Source organism: Methylorubrum sp. B1-46, from assembly GCF_021117295.1.
Taxonomy (GTDB): domain Bacteria; phylum Pseudomonadota; class Alphaproteobacteria; order Rhizobiales; family Beijerinckiaceae; genus Methylobacterium.
Genome location: NZ_CP088247.1, coordinates 3,864,814 through 3,884,127, shown reverse-complemented (window position 1 = coordinate 3,884,127; position 19,314 = coordinate 3,864,814). Strand labels below are relative to the sequence as shown.

The 19,314-nt window shown below is 67.7% G+C and carries 16 protein-coding genes; 10 read left to right on the top strand and 6 right to left on the bottom strand.

The genetic code is table 11. The features are described from left to right. Window positions 1-30: 30 nt before the first annotated feature. On the bottom strand, window positions 31-1,074 hold the full coding sequence (locus LPC10_RS18085; RefSeq protein WP_231343806.1) for an HD-GYP domain-containing protein: 1,044 nt from the start codon (window positions 1,072-1,074) through the stop codon (window positions 31-33). Between the two features lie 311 nt (window positions 1,075-1,385). On the opposite strand from LPC10_RS18085, the gene LPC10_RS18080 reads away from it, so the two are divergent. Further along, window positions 1,386-2,165 carry a DsbA family protein gene (locus LPC10_RS18080; RefSeq protein WP_108943028.1) on the top strand — a complete coding sequence of 260 codons (780 nt, stop codon included), beginning with the start codon at window positions 1,386-1,388 and terminating at the stop codon, window positions 2,163-2,165. An 84-nt stretch (window positions 2,166-2,249) separates the two neighbouring features. Here the strand turns inward: LPC10_RS18080 and LPC10_RS18075 are convergent, their stop codons facing one another. Then, window positions 2,250-3,431, bottom strand: coding sequence for a mechanosensitive ion channel family protein (locus LPC10_RS18075; RefSeq protein WP_231343805.1), 1,182 nt, complete (start codon window positions 3,429-3,431; stop codon window positions 2,250-2,252). 827 nt (window positions 3,432-4,258) lie between these two features. On the opposite strand from LPC10_RS18075, the gene LPC10_RS18070 reads away from it, so the two are divergent. The 3 genes from LPC10_RS18070 (at window position 4,259) to LPC10_RS18060 (ending at window position 7,912) form a co-directional block, all read left to right on the top strand. Then, window positions 4,259-5,575, top strand: coding sequence for a Hint domain-containing protein (locus LPC10_RS18070; RefSeq protein ID WP_231343804.1), 1,317 nt, complete (start codon window positions 4,259-4,261; stop codon window positions 5,573-5,575). Between the two features lie 299 nt (window positions 5,576-5,874). After that, window positions 5,875-6,546, top strand: coding sequence for a hypothetical protein (locus tag LPC10_RS18065; RefSeq protein ID WP_231343803.1), 672 nt, complete (start codon window positions 5,875-5,877; stop codon window positions 6,544-6,546). 256 nt (window positions 6,547-6,802) lie between these two features. Further along, window positions 6,803-7,912: a glycosyltransferase gene (locus tag LPC10_RS18060; protein WP_231343802.1), complete on the top strand. Its 1,110-nt coding sequence runs from the start codon at window positions 6,803-6,805 to the stop codon at window positions 7,910-7,912. Between the two features lie 421 nt (window positions 7,913-8,333). Here LPC10_RS18060 and LPC10_RS18055 read toward each other — a convergent pair whose 3' ends face one another. From LPC10_RS18055 to LPC10_RS18040, 4 genes are all read right to left on the bottom strand, one after another. Beyond that, window positions 8,334-10,076: an AMP-binding protein gene (locus tag LPC10_RS18055; RefSeq protein WP_231343801.1), complete on the bottom strand. Its 1,743-nt coding sequence runs from the start codon at window positions 10,074-10,076 to the stop codon at window positions 8,334-8,336. Window positions 10,077-10,174: 98 nt separating this feature from the next. Continuing rightward, a complete protein-coding gene (locus LPC10_RS18050) occupies window positions 10,175-10,951 on the bottom strand; it encodes a hypothetical protein (RefSeq protein WP_231343800.1) in 777 nt (258 codons plus the stop codon). Beyond that, window positions 10,948-12,441, bottom strand: a complete 1,494-nt coding sequence (locus LPC10_RS18045) for a leucyl aminopeptidase (protein WP_231343799.1) — start codon at window positions 12,439-12,441, stop codon at window positions 10,948-10,950. Before LPC10_RS18045 ends, LPC10_RS18050 begins: the two co-directional genes overlap by 4 nt. Window positions 12,442-12,562: 121 nt before the next feature. After that, a complete protein-coding gene (locus LPC10_RS18040; protein WP_231343798.1) occupies window positions 12,563-12,706 on the bottom strand; it encodes a hypothetical protein in 144 nt (47 codons plus the stop codon). Between the two features lie 119 nt (window positions 12,707-12,825). On the opposite strand from LPC10_RS18040, the gene LPC10_RS18035 reads away from it, so the two are divergent. The 6 genes from LPC10_RS18035 (at window position 12,826) to LPC10_RS18010 (ending at window position 19,190) form a co-directional block, all read left to right on the top strand. Continuing rightward, window positions 12,826-13,119 carry a type II toxin-antitoxin system RelE/ParE family toxin gene (locus LPC10_RS18035; protein WP_231343797.1) on the top strand — a complete coding sequence of 98 codons (294 nt, stop codon included), beginning with the start codon at window positions 12,826-12,828 and terminating at the stop codon, window positions 13,117-13,119. Window positions 13,120-13,129: 10 nt separating this feature from the next. Continuing rightward, complete coding sequence (locus LPC10_RS18030; RefSeq protein WP_231343796.1) at window positions 13,130-13,456, top strand: addiction module antidote protein; 327 nt, start codon at window positions 13,130-13,132, stop codon at window positions 13,454-13,456. 149 nt (window positions 13,457-13,605) lie between these two features. After that, window positions 13,606-14,775, top strand: a complete 1,170-nt coding sequence (lptF, locus tag LPC10_RS18025; protein ID WP_231343795.1) for an LPS export ABC transporter permease LptF — start codon at window positions 13,606-13,608, stop codon at window positions 14,773-14,775. A 10-nt stretch (window positions 14,776-14,785) separates the two neighbouring features. Then, entirely contained in the window at window positions 14,786-15,874 is a 1,089-nt protein-coding gene (gene lptG / locus LPC10_RS18020; RefSeq protein WP_108941498.1) for an LPS export ABC transporter permease LptG, read from the top strand. Window positions 15,875-15,979: 105 nt separating this feature from the next. After that, entirely contained in the window at window positions 15,980-18,568 is a 2,589-nt protein-coding gene (locus tag LPC10_RS18015; RefSeq protein ID WP_231343794.1) for an LPS-assembly protein LptD, read from the top strand. 145 nt (window positions 18,569-18,713) lie between these two features. Continuing rightward, the gene (locus LPC10_RS18010; protein WP_231343793.1) at window positions 18,714-19,190 is read left to right on the top strand and encodes a TerB family tellurite resistance protein; all 477 of its coding nucleotides are present in this window, start codon (window positions 18,714-18,716) and stop codon (window positions 19,188-19,190) included. Window positions 19,191-19,314 lie beyond the last annotated feature (124 nt).

Genomic DNA, 19,314 nt, shown 5'->3' with positions numbered 1-19,314 from the left:
TCGCCGGGGCTACCCTCGCCGGGAATCGCCTCAGGGGGTATCCCGGACCGCCCGGCCGAACGCCTGCACCAGTCCGCCCTCCAGCTTCCCTTCCATGCCCGCCAGGATGGAGAGCGCGTCGTGGCTCGACATCGGCGCCTTGTAGGGACGCCGCTCGATCAGGGCGGCGTAGATGTCGCAGATCGTCAGCAGCCGGACCGGATCGCCGATCTCGCCGGAGCACAGCTTGTCTGGATAGCCCGACCCGTCGAGCATCTCGTGGTGGTAGCGGGTTACCGCGAGCGTCACCGCATCGCAGCCGCCCGACGCGCTGAGGATCTCATGGCCGATCGGCGCGTGGGTCTGCATCACCGCGCGCTCGTCGTCGTCGAGCCGGCCGGGCTTGTTGAGGATGGCATGGGGAATGCGCGACTTGCCCACGTCGTGCACCAGGGCGGCCCGGGTCATGAGTTGCCTGTCCGCGGCGGAGAGGCCGAGGCTCTGGGCGAAGGCGGCGACGACGCCGGAGACCAGCAGGCAGTGCTGGAAGGTCACGTCGTCGTGCGCCCAGACCTCGTCGAGCCAGCGCGACAGGCCCCCCTCGTGAATGGCGTCGAGCACCGGGCCGACCCCCTGCTCCACGTTCGACATGTCGACGGCGCCGGTCTGGGCGGAGGCGAACAGGTTGGTCATCAGCGTGCCGGCCCGCTGCGTCTCGCGGGTGACGACGAGGTCGGCCACCGATTTGTCGGGCCAGACTTCGCGCACCAGCGAGCCCACGACCATGCGCGGCTCGGCCAGAGCCGACAGGCAGAGCGTGGCGCCGAGATTGCGCGCCTCGGTGAAGCCGCTCTGTCCGCCGCCGCGCGTCAGGCAGATGAGCGGCGTGCGTGCCCGTGCCGATCGGCTCGTGAGCAGGCGCAGGCAGCGTTTGGCTTCGGGGCGGCTCAGGGTGATGTCGGCGATCACGCCGCGGAGCGGACCGATCCGGTCCCAGGTCTCCTCGGTGCCGACGACTCGGCACTCGGCAACGGCGCGCACGGCATCGACCAGAGGCTGGCTACGATCTGGCCGATCGCTCACCACGACGATCACGCTGTGCTCCCCCCGTTTCGCCCGCTCCGGCGGCATCGCGGCTGCCCGAGAACTTGAAGTGCATCGTTTAGCGAATCGATAATGTAGCGCGGTCTTGGCTGAAACTTCTAAGCGAGCGGCCGGCGCCGTGAAATTGCCGCAGCCCTGGAGCAGGACCGGACGAAGGCTTTTCCGGGCGGCGGCCCCGTGGAAGTTAGATTGGCATCGGCGCGGTGGTCGCGCTGTGCCATAGTCTCGTCGCGCAGGGCCGGTTGAACGCTCCGTCGATGTTCCCGCCGGGCCTTCGTCCCGACACGTATTACGAGGTCTCGATGACGCTGTTCCGCTCCGTTTCCGTCCTCGCCCTCGCCGGCGGCCTATCGCTCGGCGCGGCCGCGGGCGCCCGCGCGGAGGAGGCCGTCCCCTTCACCGACGCTCAGCGCAAGGCGATCGAGGGGATCGTCAAGGACTACCTCGTCAAGAATCCCGACGTGCTCCAAGAGGCGATTGCCGAGGGCGAGCGCCGCGCCCAGGAGACGCAGAAGCTCGCCCAGGCCGCCGCGCTGAAGGAATCGCGCGAGGCGCTGACCAACTCGCCCCACGGCATCGTCGCCGGCAACCCGAACGGCGACGTCACCGTGGTCGAGTTCTTCGACTACAATTGCGGCTATTGCCGCAAGGCGTTCACCGACGTGCAGACCCTGATCAAGTCCGATCCGAAGCTGCGGGTGGTGCTCAAGGACTTCCCCGTGCTCGGCGCCGAGTCGCTGGAGGCAAGCCGGATCGCGCTCGCGGCCAAGCTGCAGCTCAAGCCGGAGAAGATGTTCGATTATCACGCCAAGCTGCTCGAGACGAAGGGCCGCATCAACGGCGAGCGGGCGATCGCGGTGGCACGTGAGTTCGGCGCCGATATCGAGCGCCTGAAGCGGGATGCGCAGGGGCCGGAGGTGAAGGCCGCGCTGACCGAGAATGTCGGTCTGGGCGACAAGCTCAGCCTGTCGGGCACCCCCGCCTTCGTCATCGGCGACGAGATCCTGCCCGGCGCGGTCGGCGTCGAGCCGATGCGCAAGACCATCAACGACATCCGCCAGTGCGGTCACGCGAGCTGCTGAGGCGGTCTCCCCTACGGCGATGAGAAAGGGCCCGGTGCGGATCGACCGCACCGGGCCCTTTTCGTTTCCGGTGCGGTTGCCGGTTCAGGCGGCCGCTGCGCGGGGATCGCTCCGGACCGGGCGCTCGCCGCGCAGGCCGGGCCCGTTGCCGGCCTCGGGCGTGACCCGGCCGCCGGGATAGGGCGGATCGGGGTTGACCCATTCCGCCCGCTGGCGCGGCAGAGCGGCAGGATGCTCCTTCTGCAGGAAGCCGATCATCTTCTCGCGCACCTCGCAGCGCAGGTCCCAGGTCTGGGGTGCGTTGCGCGCGCTCACCAGCATCCGCAGCTCGATCACGCCCTCGCGCGCATCCGAGACCTGCAGGTTGACCACTTGGCCGTCCCACAGCCGGGACGCCCCCGCGATCCGCCGCAGCTCCTTGCGCATCGCCTCGATCGGCGCCCGGTGATCGACGTAGAGGAACACCGAGCCGATCAGGGACGCACCCTCGCGGGTCCAGTTCTGGAACGGCTTCTGGATGAAGTAGGTCAGCGGCAGCACGAGGCGGCGCCAGTCCCACAGCCGCACGACGACGTAGGTCGCCGTGATCTCCTCGACCCAGCCCCACTCGTTCTCGACGATGATCGCGTCCTCGATCCGGATCGGCTGGGTGATGGCGATCTGGATGCCCGCCACGAGGTTGGAGAGCACCGGCTGCATCGCCAGCCCGAGGATCAGCCCGGCGGCGCCCGCCGAGGCGAGGAGGCTCACGCCGTATTGCCGCACCGGCTCGAAGGTCATCAGCACGATGGCCGCGGTGAGGAGGGCCACCATGGTCAGCGCCGCCCGCTCCAGGATGCGCATCTGCGTGAAATGCTTTCGCGCGAGCAGGTTGTCCTCTGCGTCGAGCTTGAACCGGCGCAGGTAGATCACGGTGGCGATGTGGATCGCCGTGGCGCAGGTCCAGCCCGCCAGCGTCACGAAGGCGACGAGCAGCACCTGATTGAGAACGAGCCGGATCTGCCAGGTCAGGGGGGCGGTCGAGACCGCGAGCGCCAGGGCCACCACCAGCAGCGCGAGCCGGCTCGGACCCCGGGTGCGCGAGACGAGCGAGCGCCAGAATAAGCTTTTGCCGCTCACCGCCCTCTGCGCGAAGCGATAGGCGACCCCGTGCAGGGGCAGCACCAGCGCGCAGCAGCCGGCGATCAGGATCGGGCTCGCGACCCACCAGGGAAGCTGGACGATCCATCCGATGAGCTCGTCGAAGACTGCGTGGGCTTGCGCCATCGATCACCTCCTCGTCGCAGGGGCAATGATCGCTACCGGGCACGGTTCCGCACTGCACAATGGTGCGTCGGAGAGGGATGACGGGGTGAATTTTGCTGCGATCGGGCTTGTGCCGAGACCGCCCGACACGGTCGCTTCTGACGAGTTTCGAAGGTCAGGGGGGACACGGGAACGGCTCGACCGTGCGTCGGCTCGCTTCCGACCCCTCTCGGACACTCCAACCGCGGGCCTGCAATCCACGCTGTTGAACTCCTTGCGGACATTCGAGCCGCTTTCGCCGAAGGTCCGGATGGAGTGGAGAGCAGGCACGAGAATCTAAGCAGGATCTGGATGCATCCATTACGGTTTCGGAATTGAAATCTTCACTTGCCAAACAGTATGTCGCAATAATTTCCGGTTATTAAAAGATACATAGATAATCCTTGAACAAATATTTGATGAATCTTGCGGCGCATATCGTGCTGAACTGACACCATCAGACCGCCGGCGGTGGGGTACGGGCAAATTAGGAATATGAATTGCCTATATGTCCCGAATACTTTTCCTATTTGGCATTACCATGCAGATTCTGCGGCAATATGTTGCAAATGAAGCACAGGCACGGCTCAATCCTAGAAGATAATAAGTTTTGTGACGAACTATATGTTTCGAGGGATTGCTGGCCGCTCAGGTTCGCGGCATTCTTTTAGGAGAGGCGAACGGTGGAGCGCGTCTTCAGGGTCGTCTGTAAATAACTAACAAGAACGAGTTTGAGCTTACACTTGTTAGCGCACTTTGTATGTTGCAAATGCGGGAGCTCAAATTGTTCGATTCAGGGAGATAACGCGATGGCTCTGCCGATAAATTTCAATAATACTGTATATGCTGCCGGATTTCTCGGCATTGATGACGGTGGGGCGTCTGCCACTTTCCAGGTCGATGCTGCATCCACCTACTCTGTGAGCATCAACGGCACAGTTACTGGTCCGGGCAGCACCGTGAATCTCACTTATGGCGCGGATGCGCCGGCCGGATTTGCTGGGACGTCGGTGCAGCTCACCGCGACGCAGTATGACAACTCTGACATGATGTTGTTCACGAGTAATGCAATTCCCCCCGGCGAGACAGATCGGGGAACTTACCGGTACCTTCTGTCAAATACGCAATTGTATGGATCAAATCCCCCGGCCGGAACGACGAGGACGCGGTTTACTGCCGACAGCAACGGTGCTCTCGGAGATTATAACGCTCGAGCCACGGGTGGTACCGGAGCCACGGGCGGTACCGGAGCCACGGGCGGTACCGGAGCCACGGGCGGGACTGGAGCCACGGGCGGCACCGGAGCCACGGGCGGTACCGGAGCCACGGGCGGCACCGGAGCCACGGGCGGTACCGGAGCCACGGGCGGCACCGGAGCCACGGGCGGCACCGGAGCCACGGGCGGCACCGGAGCCACGGGCGGGACTGGAGCCACGGGCGGCACCGGAGCCACGGGCGGCACCGGAGCCACGGGCGGCACCGGAGCCACAGGCCCGGTAATCTGCTTCACTCCCGGCACCCGCATCGCGACGCCTGATGGCGAGACGGCGATCGAGGATCTGCGGCCCGGCGATCGTGTCCGTCTCGCCGACGGTGCCGTTGCCATCGTGCGCTGGATCGGCCGTCGGCACCTCGACCTGCGGACTCATCCGCAGCCTGCCACTGCCCATCCCGTGCGGATCGCCGCCGGCGCCTTCGGCCGAGGCCTACCGGTTCGGGATCTCATCGTCTCGCCCGGCCACGGCCTCTACTGCGACGGCGTTCTCATCCCTGCGATCTGCCTCGTAAATGACCGCACAATCACGCGGGTGGCGGTCTCCTCGGTCGAGTATCTTCACGTCGAGCTGGAGCAGCATGCGCTCCTGCTTGCTGAAGGATTGCCGACGGAGAGCTACCTCGACGTGGACAACCGCGGATTCTTCGAGAATGGCGAGGCGCCGCTGATCCTGCACCCGACCTTTGCGGCGATGGCGCATGAGGGGGGCTGTGCGCCCTACGTGATCGCTGGGGCTAAGCTGAAGAAGGTGCGGGCGCAGCTTGAGCGGCAGGCTGACGTCCAAGAGGTGGAGCAGCGGTCGCATGCTGGATGGCGGGCACGTCTCGGCCTCAGCCGCTCAATCGCCTGACGACTGTTCGGCGCTGAGCCTGCTCAGCGCCGAACTTTCCTGACAACTTGTGCATCGTCCCGAAAGGTGGTCACCGGCTTTTGGAAAAAGACGATGCATAAACAAGAGGATAGAGCATCGTGCTGGATCTGATATCCAGCACGATGCTCTCGACGGTACGGATCCGCCCGCTTCCGACAATCGGCCGAGGCTTGGCGAATAACCGCGCTCGGCCTGCCTGCCCCGCAGGGTGTTGAGGCGCCCGAGGCCCATTCACTTGCCGCGCCGGAGCCTGTGCGGCCTCAGCTGAGACAGATGCGATGGCCAAGCGGCTTCGTCGATGGAGGGCGGCTGCCCGTTTTTGGTACGCAGAGCTTCGGCTGCTCAGGGAGCGTCGCCTGATCGCCAGCTCCGAGCTGTTTGACGAGACGCTCTATCTCTACGAAGCTCCCGACGTCATGCGCGAGGAGGCGGAGCCGATCGAGCATTTCTGCCGCTTCGGCTGGCGCGAGGGCCGACGGCCCAACCTCTACTTCGACCCGCTCTGGTATCGCGACCGCTACCTCAAGGGAGCCGACCAGAACCCACTCGTGCATTACCTCACGGTCGGTGAGGCGTCTGGCTGCCGCCCAGTCTGCTACTTCGATCCGCACTGGTACGCGCGAACCTACGGGCTGCCACCTCGAATCTGCGCGCTGGCCCACTTCCTCACCCATCGACGCAGTCAGCGTTTCGCGCCAAACCCAAACTTCGATCTCGCTTTCTATCTCGACCGTTACGGTGTCGAGATCGGTCCGAATCGCGATCCGTTTGCGCACCACCTGCGCTTTGGGGCCGTACGAGACATCGATCCGTCGCCGTGCTTCGACTCGGAGCGTTACCGACATTCAAAGATGACTGATCCACCCCCGGGGATGCGCACACCCTGGGCAGAGGCCGATCTGCGCGTGCCTCTCGTTCACCACCTGGACGCGCAATGTCGCAGCGCCTGAATAGCATCTTCTGAAAGTGTATATAGCAGGCGTCACCGATAATAGGATGAGTTGAATCTGCCCCTTTTTGCCAGCAAGTGATGTTTTGCAATGATTGTCTCTCGATGCGCAGAACTTGCATCGATTATATCTTGCCTTGGCAGGCGCCGGTTGCAGCCATGCGATGCTGCCAGGTCGCTCTGCTCTGTCGACCCCCCTTCTTCGACGCGTGAGGTGAGCTGTTGTGACGCCGACTGGTCAGACTGTCTGCCTGTGCATGATCGTCAAGAACGAGGCGCCCGTCATCCGCCGCTGCCTCGCCTCAGTCCGACCGATTATCGATCATTGGATCATCGTCGACACGGGTTCAACGGACGGGACGCAGGCGATCATCGGCGATGCATTGCGTGATTTGCCTGGCACCCTGCACCAGCGTCCCTGGCAGGATTTCGCGCACAACCGCAGTGAGGCACTCGCCTTCGCTCGGGCACACGGTACCTTTACGCTGATCATAGACGCCGACGACACGCTTCGCATGCCGCCCAGCTTCGTCCTGCCGGATCTGGAAGCAGACGCCTACTTCCTCGACATCGCCGATGAAGGAATCATCTACCAGCGTACGCAGATCGTCCGCTCGGCATTGCCTTGGCGCTACCGGGGCGTGCTGCATGAGTTCTTAACTTGCGGGGACGTGACCACCACCGCCGGCACGCTGCCGGTGACGATGGTGCGCAACCACGATGGCGCTCGCCGCCGTGACCCGCAGACCTACGGTCAGGATGCGCAGGTACTCGAACGCGCTCTCGCTACCGAGTCGGACCCCTTCCTCGTCTCGCGCTATACCTTCTATCTCGCGCAGAGCTACCGCGATTGCGGCCAACTCACCAAGGCAATTGAAGCCTACTTGCGCCGAGCGGAACTCGGCTTCTGGGGCGAGGAGGTCTACGTCAGCCTGCTCCAGGCCGGGCGGATGATGGAGCGGCTGGGCTGCCCACCTGACTCGATCCTCGCGATCTATGCCCGAGCCAACGCCGCTGTGCCCGGTCGGGCCGAGGCCGCCCACGCTGCCAGCCGTCTCTGCCGCGTCCTGTCCCGGCATGCGCAAGGGTGCTCGCTCGCCGAGCCGTTGCTCGGCCTGCCGGCGCCGGCGGACGGACTGTTCATCGAGACATGGATCTACGCCTACGGGCTCTATGACGAGTTCGCGGTCAACGCCTATTGGTGCGGGCGCTACCGCGAATCCCTTGATGCGAGCCTGCGCGCCCTAGAGGGCGGGGAGGTGCCGGAGGCGGAGCGTCCGCGCTTTCTAGCCAACATGCGCTTCGCCCTCGGCAAGCTGCCCCCGAGCTCAAGCGACTCCCGAGCCCCGCAAGCGACATCGAGCTGAGCGAAGCGATCAAATATCTCATACCAAATCCGGTTGATCCCTTCGGGATGGCGGATTTGGCCGTCGCTCAAGCGCCGCGCGGGCTTGCCAATCCGATCCCCGCTTTGATCAAGCGGAGACCGGATCAGCCCGTCCACATTGCCGGCAAGCAGACGTTCCTAGAGCATCATCCGGGATATCGGATCCAGGATGATGCTCTAGCTCCTTGTTTCTGCAGCATTTTTTCTGAAAGCCGACAACCACCTTTCGGGATGATGCTCTAGCGTCCGAGTAGGGTCGGGAGCGGCGGTTCGGCGCGTGCCGACAAATGTCGGCTCATGGGGCGAAGCCGTCGTTCAGCGGACAGGTGCTCAACAGCAGCCTCCCACCCTCAGCAGTCCTTCGCTCGGTCAAGCTGATCCGGCCCCGGAAGGCACCCTCCTCAACCTCGCGACGGCGCACCCGCCTCCTCCCGCAGCGCCCGGCGCAGCACCTTGCCGACATTGGTCTTCGGCAGGCTGTCCTGGATCACGATCCGGCGCGGCACCTTGTAGCCGGTGAGGCTGGCGCGGGCATGCGCCCGGAGCGCGTCCGGCTCCACCGAGGGGTCGCGCAGAACCACGTGGGCGACGACCATCTCGCCGCTGTCGCCGCAGGGCGCACCGACCACCGCGCACTCGACCACCGCCGGATGGGTGGCGAGGACGTCCTCGACCTCGTTCGGATAGACGTTGAAGCCGGAGACGAGGATCATGTCCTTCATCCGGTCGACGATGCGGATCTGGCCGTCGGGCGTCATCACCGCCACGTCGCCGGTGCGGAAGAAGCCGTCGGCGGTCATCGACGCCCGCGTCTCCTCGGGGCGGTTCCAGTAGCCGGCCATCACCTGGGGCCCGCGCACGCAGAGTTCGCCCGGCACGCCGAAGGGCAGCACCGTGCCGTCCTCGGCGCGGATCGTCACCTCGGTCGAGGGCAGCGGATAGCCGATCGTGCCGGTCCACTCGGCCAGCCCGAGCGGGTTGACGCTCACCACCGGCGAAGTTTCCGACAGGCCGTAGCCTTCGAGGATGGTCTGGCCGGTGATCGCCTTCCAGCGGGCGGCGACCGAAGACTGCACCGCCATGCCGCCGCCGACCACGTATTCCACCTTCGAGAAATCGACCGTGCCGATCTTCGGGTGGTTGTTGAGCGCGTTGAACAGCGTGTTCACCCCGGCGAAGTTGGTGAACCGGGTGCGGCTCAGGGTCTTCACGAAGCCGTCGAGGTCGCGCGGGTTGGGGATCAGGAGGCAGCAGCCGCCGAGCCGGAAGAAGAACAGGAAGCAGGCGGTCAGCGCGAAGATGTGGTAGAGCGGGAGCGCCGTGACCGCCACGCGCCCGTCGCCGTCCTCCGCCGAGCCGCGGAACCACGCCCGGCTCTGCTCGACATTGGCCATGATGTTGCGGTGGGTCAGCATCGCCGCCTTGGCGATGCCGGTGGTGCCGCCGGTATATTGCAGGAAGGCGACGTCGCCGGGCTCGATCGCGACCGAAGGGCGCTTGAGGCCGCGGCCGGCCCGCAGAACCGCCTCGAACCGCAGGGTCCGCCCGGCCGGCAGGGCGTAGGGCGGCACCGCCCGCTTCACCCGCCGCGACACGAGATCGATGATCCGCCCCTTCAGGCCGAGCAGGTCGCCGGGGCCGGCCACGACGATCCGCTCCAGGCCCGGCATCTGCGGCAGCGCCTGCGCCACCGTGTGGCAGAAGTTCTCCAGCACGAACAGGACGCGGGCGCCGGAATCGTTGATCTGCGCCGCGAGCTCGCGCGGGGTGTAGAGCGGGTTGACGTTGACGACGGTGCAGCCCGCCACCAGCACGCCGAGCAGCGCGACGGGACAGGCCGGGACGTTGGGCATCATCACCGCCACACGGTCGCCGATGCCCTCGGGGCCGCCCTTGCCGCTTTTGCCGCCCTTGCCGTAGCCGTTGGCGGCCAGCCACGCCGCCACCGCCTGAGCGGCGGCGCCGACCTCGCGGTAGCGCAGGCTCGCACCGAAGCAGGTGATCGCCGGGCGCTCGGCGAAGCGCAGGACGCTGCGGTCGAACAGATCGACCACCGTGCCGACCGCGTCCGCGTCGATGTCGGCGGGAATGCCGGGGGGATAGGCGGCCAGCCAAGGGCGCTCCGCGCTCCGGTCCTGCGCCATCCTCGTCCCTCCTGCCCTGTGGTGCGCGGTTTATGAGGACCGCCACTCGTCGGCGGCGCCGCTTCCCGTTGTGGCTTAAGCGTTTCCGGCGCGTTCGATCAAGCCGCGCCGTCCCGCCTTGCCGGAGACATCGCATGGACTGTCCGTCGCAGGCGCGCGGCCACGAGGGCCACGTGCGGCAGTGCGGCGCCCGTCAGCAGCAGGGCGGCGATGACGAGGTCGCGGGCATCGAGCGGGCGGCGCGGCCAGGGGCCGAACCCGGCATCGCGGGCCAGCCCGATCATGGCGGCGGCGAACCACAGGGCGAGAAAGCCCATGAGAGCCCCGAGCAGCGCTTGTCCGGCCCGGCGCCGGCGGCTGCCGGCGCGCGCCGGACCGGATCGGCCGGCAAGCCGCGCACCGAGCCCCATGGCGAGGCCGAACAGGCCCGCGGCGGCGCCCGCCCCCATCGCGTAGGCGAGCGCCATCGGCGTGCCGTTGAGGAAGGCGCCGCTGCCGGTGGCGAAGCCCGCCCGCAACACGAAGCCGCCGAAGGTCGGGTGCAGGCTCAGCCCCAGCACCAGGGCGAGGCCGAGCCCTCCACCGACGAGCCGCCGGACCGGCGAGGCCGAGCCCGGCGCCAGCATCACGGCCAGGATGCGGACGAGGCCGTAGACCAGCGCGAAGGCGAAGAGCGGGTAGCGGTCGAGGAAGAAGCCGTAGAAGCGCGCCGCCACGTCCGGCGGCATCGCGCTGCGTTGATCGAAGCCGGTGAGGAACACGGCGAACAGGGCGGTGAGCGCCGCCAGCAGCGGCGCTGCGGCGATCGCCCAGGCGCCGCGCTGCGACGCCGGTTCGGCCCCCGCCCCGGCGGAGCGCGCGGCCGTGCGGCTCACCGCTCGTAGTGTTCGCGCACGAGCCGGTCGAGCAGGCGCACGCCCCAGCCCGCGCCCCAGCTCCGGTTGATCTCGGAGGCGGTGGAGGCCATGGCGACGCCGGCGATGTCGAGATGCGCCCACGGCACGTCGTTGACGTAGCGCTTGAGGAAGGCGGCCGCCGTCGCCGCGCCGCCGTGGCGCCCGCCGGTGTTCTTCATGTCGGCGAACTTCGAGTCGATCGCCTTGTCGTAGGCCGGGATGAGTGGCATCCGCCACACCCGCTCGCCTGCCGCCTCACCGGAAGCGGTGATCTGGGCCGAGAGCGCGTCGTCGTTGGAGAACAGGCCGGCGATGTCCTGGCCGAGCGCGACGATGATCGCGCCGGTGAGCGTGGCCAGATCGATCATCGCCTTGGGCTTGTAGGTCGCCTGGACGTGCCAGAGCACGTCGGCGAGCACGAGGCGGCCTTCGGCGTCGGTGTTGATGACCTCGATGGTCTGCCCGGAGAGCGAGGTGACGATGTCGGAGGGGCGGTAGGAATTGCCGTCGGGCATGTTCTCGACGATGCCGATGGCGCCGACCACGTTCGCCTTGGCCTTGCGCGAGGCCAGCGCGTGCAGGGTGCCGACGACGGCGGCCGAGCCGCCCATGTCGCCCTTCATGTCCTCCATGCCGCCGGCCGACTTGATCGAGACGCCGCCGGAATCGAACACCACGCCCTTGCCGATCAGCGCCAGCGGCGGCTCGGAGGCGTCGTCCGCCCCGTTCCAGCGCATGATCGCCACCCGCGGCTCGCGGGCCGAGCCCTGCGCCACCGCCAGCAGTGCGCCCATGCCGAGTTCGCGCATCCGCGCCACGTCGAGGATCTCGACCTCGACGCCGAGGCGCGTCAGCTCGGAGACGCGGCGGGCATATTCCTCGGGGTAGAGGACGTTCGGTGGCTCGTTGACGAGGTTGCGGGCCAGGATCACGCCCTCGGCCACCGCCTCGGCGGCGCCCGCGGCGGCCCGCGCCGCGGACGGGTCGGCGACCAGAAGGGTCAGCGCGGCTCCCGCCTCGTCCTCGTCCTTCTTCTTGGTCTTGTACGCGTCGAAGCGGTAGCTGCGCAGGCGCGCGCCGAGCGTGAAGTCGGCGGCGTCCCGGGCGCTGCCGGCAAAGCCTTGCCAATCGAGCACGACTTTGGCCGTGCGCCCGCCGACCTTGCCCGCGGTGAAGCCGCCGAGCACGGTCCAGTCGATCTTGGCCCGGTCCTTCTCCGAACCGAGGCCGATCACCACGAGGCGGTCGGCCTCCACGCCCGCCGGGGCCGGAAGGACCAGCGCCGACTGCGCCTTGCCCTTGAAGCGCTCGCTTGCCGCGGCGCGGGCGACCAGCTCGGCGCCCGGCCGGCCCAGGATTTCCGCCGCAGCCCCCGACAAGGCAAGGTCGTCGCCCACGAACACCACGAGGTCGCCCCCGGCACCGCGCGACGACAGCGGCTCAAAGGCGATTTCGATCCCACCGGCCATGATGCTCTTCGCTTTCCACCCGCATTCCGGCGGCGTGCCGCGGGCCCCGCGACAGCCGGCGAACCTGTGTACCCGGTGAGGCGCAGAACGCAACGCGGGGGCGGGTCGCGGGCGAGGCCGCTCAACCCGGCAGCCCGATCGCTCGCCGCAGGCGGATGAAGGCTTTGGCCACCGGGACGACAAGGCCGGCCCGCACGTCCGTCAGCCCGCGTTCGAGGGCGGCCTCGATATTTTGCTGCTGTCGGGGGACGGGTGCCGTCGACATGCCCCGGTCTCGCTTCCGGCCGTGGCAAGCTCCGACGAGGCAGGCCTGCCCACGCCGTCGGATGTCTTCGCTCACGAACAGACCTTCCCCATTGCTGTATCCTGTGGGATACAAATCGCGTGCCGCAGATCCTTACCACCGATATCTTCGACGCTTGGCTTCTCCGGCTGCGGGATCGAATGGGTCGAACCAAGATCCTGACTCGGATCGACCGTCTTCAGCAGGGCAATCCGGGCGTGGTCAGGTCGGTGGGGGAAGGCGTTCATGAAATGAAAATCGATTTTGGACCGGGCTACCGTGTCTATTTCGTCGAGCGGACCGACGGGACCATCGTCGTGCTGCTGTGCGGTGGGGACAAGGATACGCAGACCCGCGATATCGCGCGGGCCAAAGCGCTCGCTCGGACAGTCTGAGGAGGAGGTCATGACGCATTCCGACGCGCCGGCAGCAACGCCGACGAAGCCATTCGACATCGCCAACTACATCCGCACGCCCGAGGACGCCGCGGCCTACCTTACCGAAGTTTTGGAGGACGGCGACGAGGTCGAGTTTCGCCGGGCGCTCGGGACCATTGCCCGCTCCCGGAGCATGGCCGGGATCGCCGAGAGGGCGGGCCTTGGGCGCGAAAGCCTGTACAAGGCCCTGTCCGAGACCGGCAATCCGGGTCTGTCCACGGTGCTCGGCGTGCTGCGCGCCCTCGATCTTCGGATGACCGTCTCCGTCATTCGCTCGCAGCCCGAGGCGGCCTGAGGCGTTCCCCGCCCTCTTCCGTCCCTCGGATCCCGTCGCCGCGAAACGGCCTCATTCCGGGCGCCCGAAGCCGGCAGTCTCGGCGTCCTGTCCCTTGCACGGGGTGCCGCTCACGGCACGTGGATGAAGGACGGATTCGGGCAGCGCGGATGACGCAGATCGAGCGCTACATATTCAGGATCGCGCTCGGGGCCTTCCTCACCTGCCTGATCGGCCTCACCGGCACGATCTGGGTGACGCAGGCCCTGCGCGAACTCGACCTCGTCACGGCCAAGGGGCAGACGCTCCTCGTCTTCCTGTTCATCACCGCGCTGTCGCTGCCGACGCTGATCACGGTGATCGCGCCGGTCGCGCTGTTCATCGCCTGCGTCTACGCGCTCAATAAGCTCAACGGCGATTCCGAACTCATCGTGATGTCGGCCGCCGGCATGCCGCCGCGCCAGTTGCTGCGGCCCTTCGCGACGCTCGCCTTCGCCGTCAGTGTCGTGGTCGCCTTCCTGACGATCCAGGTCATGCCCTCCTCGTTCCAGGAGCTGCGCGACGTGCTGACGCGGGTGCGCGGCGACTTCGTCGCCAACGTCGTCAAGGAGGGCCAGTTCACGTCCCTCGACAACGGCATCACCTTCCATTTCCGCGAGCGCGGCGCCGACGGTTCGCTCCAGGGCCTGTTCATCCAGGACAAGCGCGAGGCCGGCAAGGCGGTGGTCTACCTCGCCGAGCGCGGGCGCGTGGCGGATGTCGACGGGCAGACCTACCTCGTCCTGGAGAAGGGCAGCATCCACCGTCAGCAGAAGGACAGCCGCGATTCCTCGATCGTGAGCTACGAGCGCTACGCCGTCGATCTCGCCGCCTTCACGCCCCCGGATTCCGAGACGATCTACAAGCCGCGCGAGCGCTCGACCCTGGCCCTGCTCTTCCCCGATACGAGCGAGGGCTATTACCGCCTGCAGAAGGGCCGCTTCCGGGCCGAGTTGCATGACCGGCTCTCCGCCTGGCTCTACCCGCTGGCGCTCGCCTTCATCGCGTTCGCCGCTCTCGGCGATCCGCGCACCACGCGCCAGGGCCGGGGCATGGCCGTGGCCGGCGCCGTGCTCGGCGTCGTAGGCTTACGCATCGCGGGCTTTGCCGCGAGCAGCGCCGCCGTGCGCAGCCCCGGCGCGGTGGTGGCGATCTACGCCGCACCGCTCGGCGCCATCGCCCTCTCCTGCCTGCTGATCTTCGGCGGCGCCCGGGTGCGGGCGATGAACGAGGGGCTCGGCCGGTTCGGGCGGCGGCTCGCGGGGAGCCTGCGGCGGCGCCCGGCGGCCGGGCGCGCCTGAGGGAACGATCATGCTGATCGGCGCGACCCTCGGCCGCTACTTCGCGTGGCGCTTCGTGCGCACCATCCTCGGCGTGTTTCTCACGGTCTTCGCCCTGGTCTACACCCTCGACTTCGTCGAGCTTCTGCGGCGCGCCGGCGACGCCGAGGGCGCCTCGCCGGGGCTGATGGCGCAGCTCGCGCTCTACCGGACGCCGGCGGTGGCCGAGAGCGTGCTGCCGTTCGCCGTGTTGTTCGGCTCCATGGCCGCCCTGCTCCAGCTCTCGCGCAAGCTCGAACTCGTGGTGGCGCGGGCCGCCGGCATCTCGGCCTGGCAGTTCCTCCAGCCCGGCGCCTTCGTGGCGCTGGCGATCGGCGCGCTGGCCATCGGCGCGTACAATCCCCTGTCCGCTGCGCTCAAGCAGCGCTCCAGCGAGATCGAGGCGAAGATCTTCGCCAAGGCGACCAAGGCCGGCACCGGCAAGGACCTGTGGCTGCGCCAGCGCAGCGTCGACGGGCAGGCGATCATCCGCGCCGAGACGGCGATCGAGGGCACCACGACGCTGGCCGGCGTCACCGTGTTCCAGTTCGACGGCGCGGGCGCCTTCACCGCCCAGGTCGAGGCGGCGCAGGCGATCCTGCACGACGGCTGGTGGGAATTGCGCGACGTGCGCGTTCTCACACGCGACGAACCGCCCGAGAGCCACGAGGTCTACCTCGTCGCCTCGACGCTCGATCCGAGCCAGATCCGCCAGCGCTTCACTCCCCCGGAATCTGTGCCCTTCTGGCAACTTCCCGAGACCATCGCGCGCCACGAGCGGGCCGGGCTGGATGCCACGCGCTACCGCCTCCAGTACGATGTGCTGCTGGCAACGCCCCTGCTCTACCTCGCGATGGTTCTCGTGGCGGCAACGGTTTCCTTAAGATTCTTCCGCTTTGGTGGCGTCGGGAAACTCGTGCTCGGCGGGGTGAGCGCGGGCTTCGTTCTCTACGTCGTGCAGCAGGTCATGGAGGGCCTGGGCGCGTCGGGAATGGTCGCGCCGACAGTGGCGGCGTGGTTCCCCGCCGTGGTAGGGAGTCTCCTCGGTACGCTCACGCTTCTCTACCAGGAGGACGGCTGATGCGCGGTGCTCCGGGTGGGGACGGGTTCGGTCGTGCAAGGGGCTGTCTGGCCAGGGACTGTCTGGGTCGTCGTGCAGGGGGCTGCACAGGGTTCGAGGGACGCGTTGCGTAAGGTCGCCGACATCGCGATCACGGTCTCCATGGCCGCACTGCTGACGGCAGCCTACGGGCTCGCCGCGCCGCGCGCGCATGCCCAGGCCGGACTCGAAAAGCTCGCCGGCTCCAAGGGAGACGAGAAGGGCCAGCGCCTGCTCGTCGAGGCCGACGAGCTGATCTACGACAACGACCGCAACACGGTGACCGCCCGCGGCAATGCCGAGCTGCATTACGGCGCGCGCACGCTCCAGGCCGACCGGGTGCGCTACGACCGCGGCACCAGCCGGGTCTTCGCCGAGGGCAATGTCCGCCTCACCGACGAGACCGGGGCGCTGGTCACCGGCGAGCGGATGGAGCTGACCGACGACTTCAAGAACGGCTTCGTCGACGCGCTGCGCATCCAGCAGACGGTCCAGCTCAAGGGCGAGACGGTGCGCACCCGCATCTCCGCCCCGCGGGCGGAGCGAATCGCGGGCGAGCAGTCGAGCTTCGACTACGCCACCTACACCGCCTGCGAGCCGTGCAAGGACCGTCCTGAGACGCCGCCGCTGTGGCAGATCAAGGCGGCCAAGATCATCCACAACAATGAGACCCACACCATCGCTTACGAGGATTCGACCCTCGAACTCGGTGGCATTCCGGTCGCCTACCTGCCCTATTTCGAATCCGCCGACCCGACGGTGAAGCGCAAGTCCGGCTTCCTGACGCCGCGCTTCATCACCTCGACGGCGATCGGCACCGGCGTGGCGACGCCCTACTTCTTCAACCTCGATCCGAGCTACGACCTGACGGTCTCGCCCGCCTTCGTCTCGCGCCAGGGCGTGCTGGGCCAGGCCGAGTTCCGCCAGCGGCTCGACAACGGCAGTTACAATCTGCGCCTCTCGGGCATCTTCCAGACGACGCCCTCGGCCTTCCTGCCGGGGCCGCTGGGGGCGGCCGACCGCGAGTTCCGCGGCTCGGTCGAGTCGCGCGGGCGCTTCTTCATCAACGAGCACTGGCGCACGGGCTGGGACCTCGTCGGCGTGACCGACAAGTGGTTCCTCGATAATTACCGCATCCGCAATCAGAGCATCACCACCGACTATTTCCGCGAGGCGGTCTCGTCCGCCTACCTGATCGGCCAGGGCGACCGCTCCTGGTTCGAGGCGCGCGGTTACTACTTCAAGGCCCTGTCGAGCTTCGACTGGCAGAAGGAGCAGCCCGTCGTCCTGCCGGTGATCGACTACGACAAGCGCATCGACGGGCCGGGCAAGCTCGGCGGCGAAGTGCGGTTCGAGGCCAACGTCACGAGCCTCTCGCGCGAGGCGACCGACTTCCAGGGCATCCCGCGCACCGGCAGCTACCTGTTCGCGCCGAGCGTCAACGGGATCAGCTACCCGCTCTACGAGACCTGCACCACCTTCGTGCGCGACCGCTGCATCGTGCGCGGCCTCGGCGGCCTCGACACGCGGCTCTCGGCCCAGGTCTCCTGGCGGCGCAGCTTCATCGACGAGATCGGTCAGGTCTTCACCCCGTTCGCCTACCTGCGCACCGACGCCTTCTTCGTGAATCCGAGCCGCTCGGGCTTCCAGAACGCGCTGGTGAACACCATCACCACCGTCGATGACGGCTTCTCCGGCCGCGTCATGCCGGCGATCGGCCTCGATTACCGCTATCCGTTCGTCGCCGATTTCGGCGGGCTCGGCGTCCACACCCTGGAGCCGATCGCGCAGGTGATCGCCCGCCCCTCGGAGACCCGGATTGGCCGGCTGCCGAACGAGGACGCGCAGAGCCTCGTCTTCGACGACACCTCCCTGTTCCAGTGGGACAAGTTCTCCGGATGGGACCGGGTCGAGGGCGGCGTGCGGGCCAATCTCGGCGCGCAGTACTCCGTCGTGACCCCGACCGGCTGGTACGCCAACCTGATGTTCGGCGAGTCGATCCAGATCGCGGGCGTGAACTCGTTCCGCCGCGGCGATCTGGCCAATGTCGGCCTCGATTCCGGCTTGGAGAACCGCCGCTCGGACTTCGTCAGCCGCTTCCAGCTCTCGCCCAACCAGAACATCAGCTTCATCGCCCGCGCCCGCTTCGACCAGCGCGACTTCGCCGTGAACCGGTTCGAGGCCGGCCTGACCGCGCGCTTCGCGCCGTTCCTGCCGCTCGAGACCTCGGTGTTCTACTCCACCTACGAGGCGCAGCCAGCCCTGGGCTTTCCCCATCGCCGCGAGGGCGTGACGGCGTCGGCCACCTACCGCATCACCCCGAACTGGTTCGTCACCGGCTCGGCGCTCGTCGACCTCACCCACTATCTCGACACGCGCGACACCTTCACCGACTACTACACCGCCTACCTCGCCAACCCGGTCGGCCTGGCGCCGATCTACAACAATCCGGGCAAGGCCTATCTCTCCGGCATGAGCCTCGGCGGCGGCTATCAGGACGAGTGCACCACGGTCTCGCTCAACTACATCGTCTCGCCCATCGCCACCGCGATCGGCGTGCGCGAGCGCAACCAGACCGTGCTGCTGCGCCTGGAGTTGAAGACGCTGGGCGAGGCGGATCTGCGCCAGAACGTCAGCACCTCGGCCACCGCCGACGGCATCGCCTCGGTGCGCTGAGGGCCGCGCGTCGGGATTCGTCTCGGTGCAGCCGGGCCACGCCGCCCGCGAAACGGCGCGGCGGGCGCCACCCCTGCCCGCTCCTCGCTTGACCTGTGCCCGGCACGCCCCCGACGGTGGCGCGCAAAATCGGACAGGAACGGACATGGCCCTTCTTCAGCGGCTCTTCTCCTACGCCTCCTCGGCCTTCGGCCTGCCGACCCCGGCCGAGACGGTGCCGGACGGCAGCGAGGAGCATCTCGCGGCGACCGCCCTGCTCGTTCACGTCGCCCGCGCCGACGGCGTGCTCGACCCGGCGGAGGCCGAGCGGCTGGTGCGGCTCGTGCGCCGCCGCTACGCCGAGAGCGACGCGGAGGCCGCGAGCCTGATCGAGCGCGCCGCCGCCTTCGAGACGCAGACCCGCGACATGACGAGTCTCGTCGAGCTGATCGGCAGCGACGGCAGCAGCCCGGAGGAGCGGGAGCGGCTGCTCGCCATGGCGTGGTCGGTGGCCGGCTCGGACGGCGAGGTGCACGAATTCGAGGAGGCGCTGGTCTGGCGCCTCGGCAAGCTGCTCGGCTTCGACGAGGCCGGCATCGCTGCCGCCCGCACCCGCGCCTTCCGCGAGCCCGCCGGCGCGTGAAGGCCGATCACGGGTTTCGAAAGGGCAAGTCCTTTCGCGGGTCCAGGGCAGAGCCCGGGAGGATGATCGGGGCGCTGCCCCGACACCCCGCCAAGGGGATGATCCCCTTGGGACCCCGGACGCT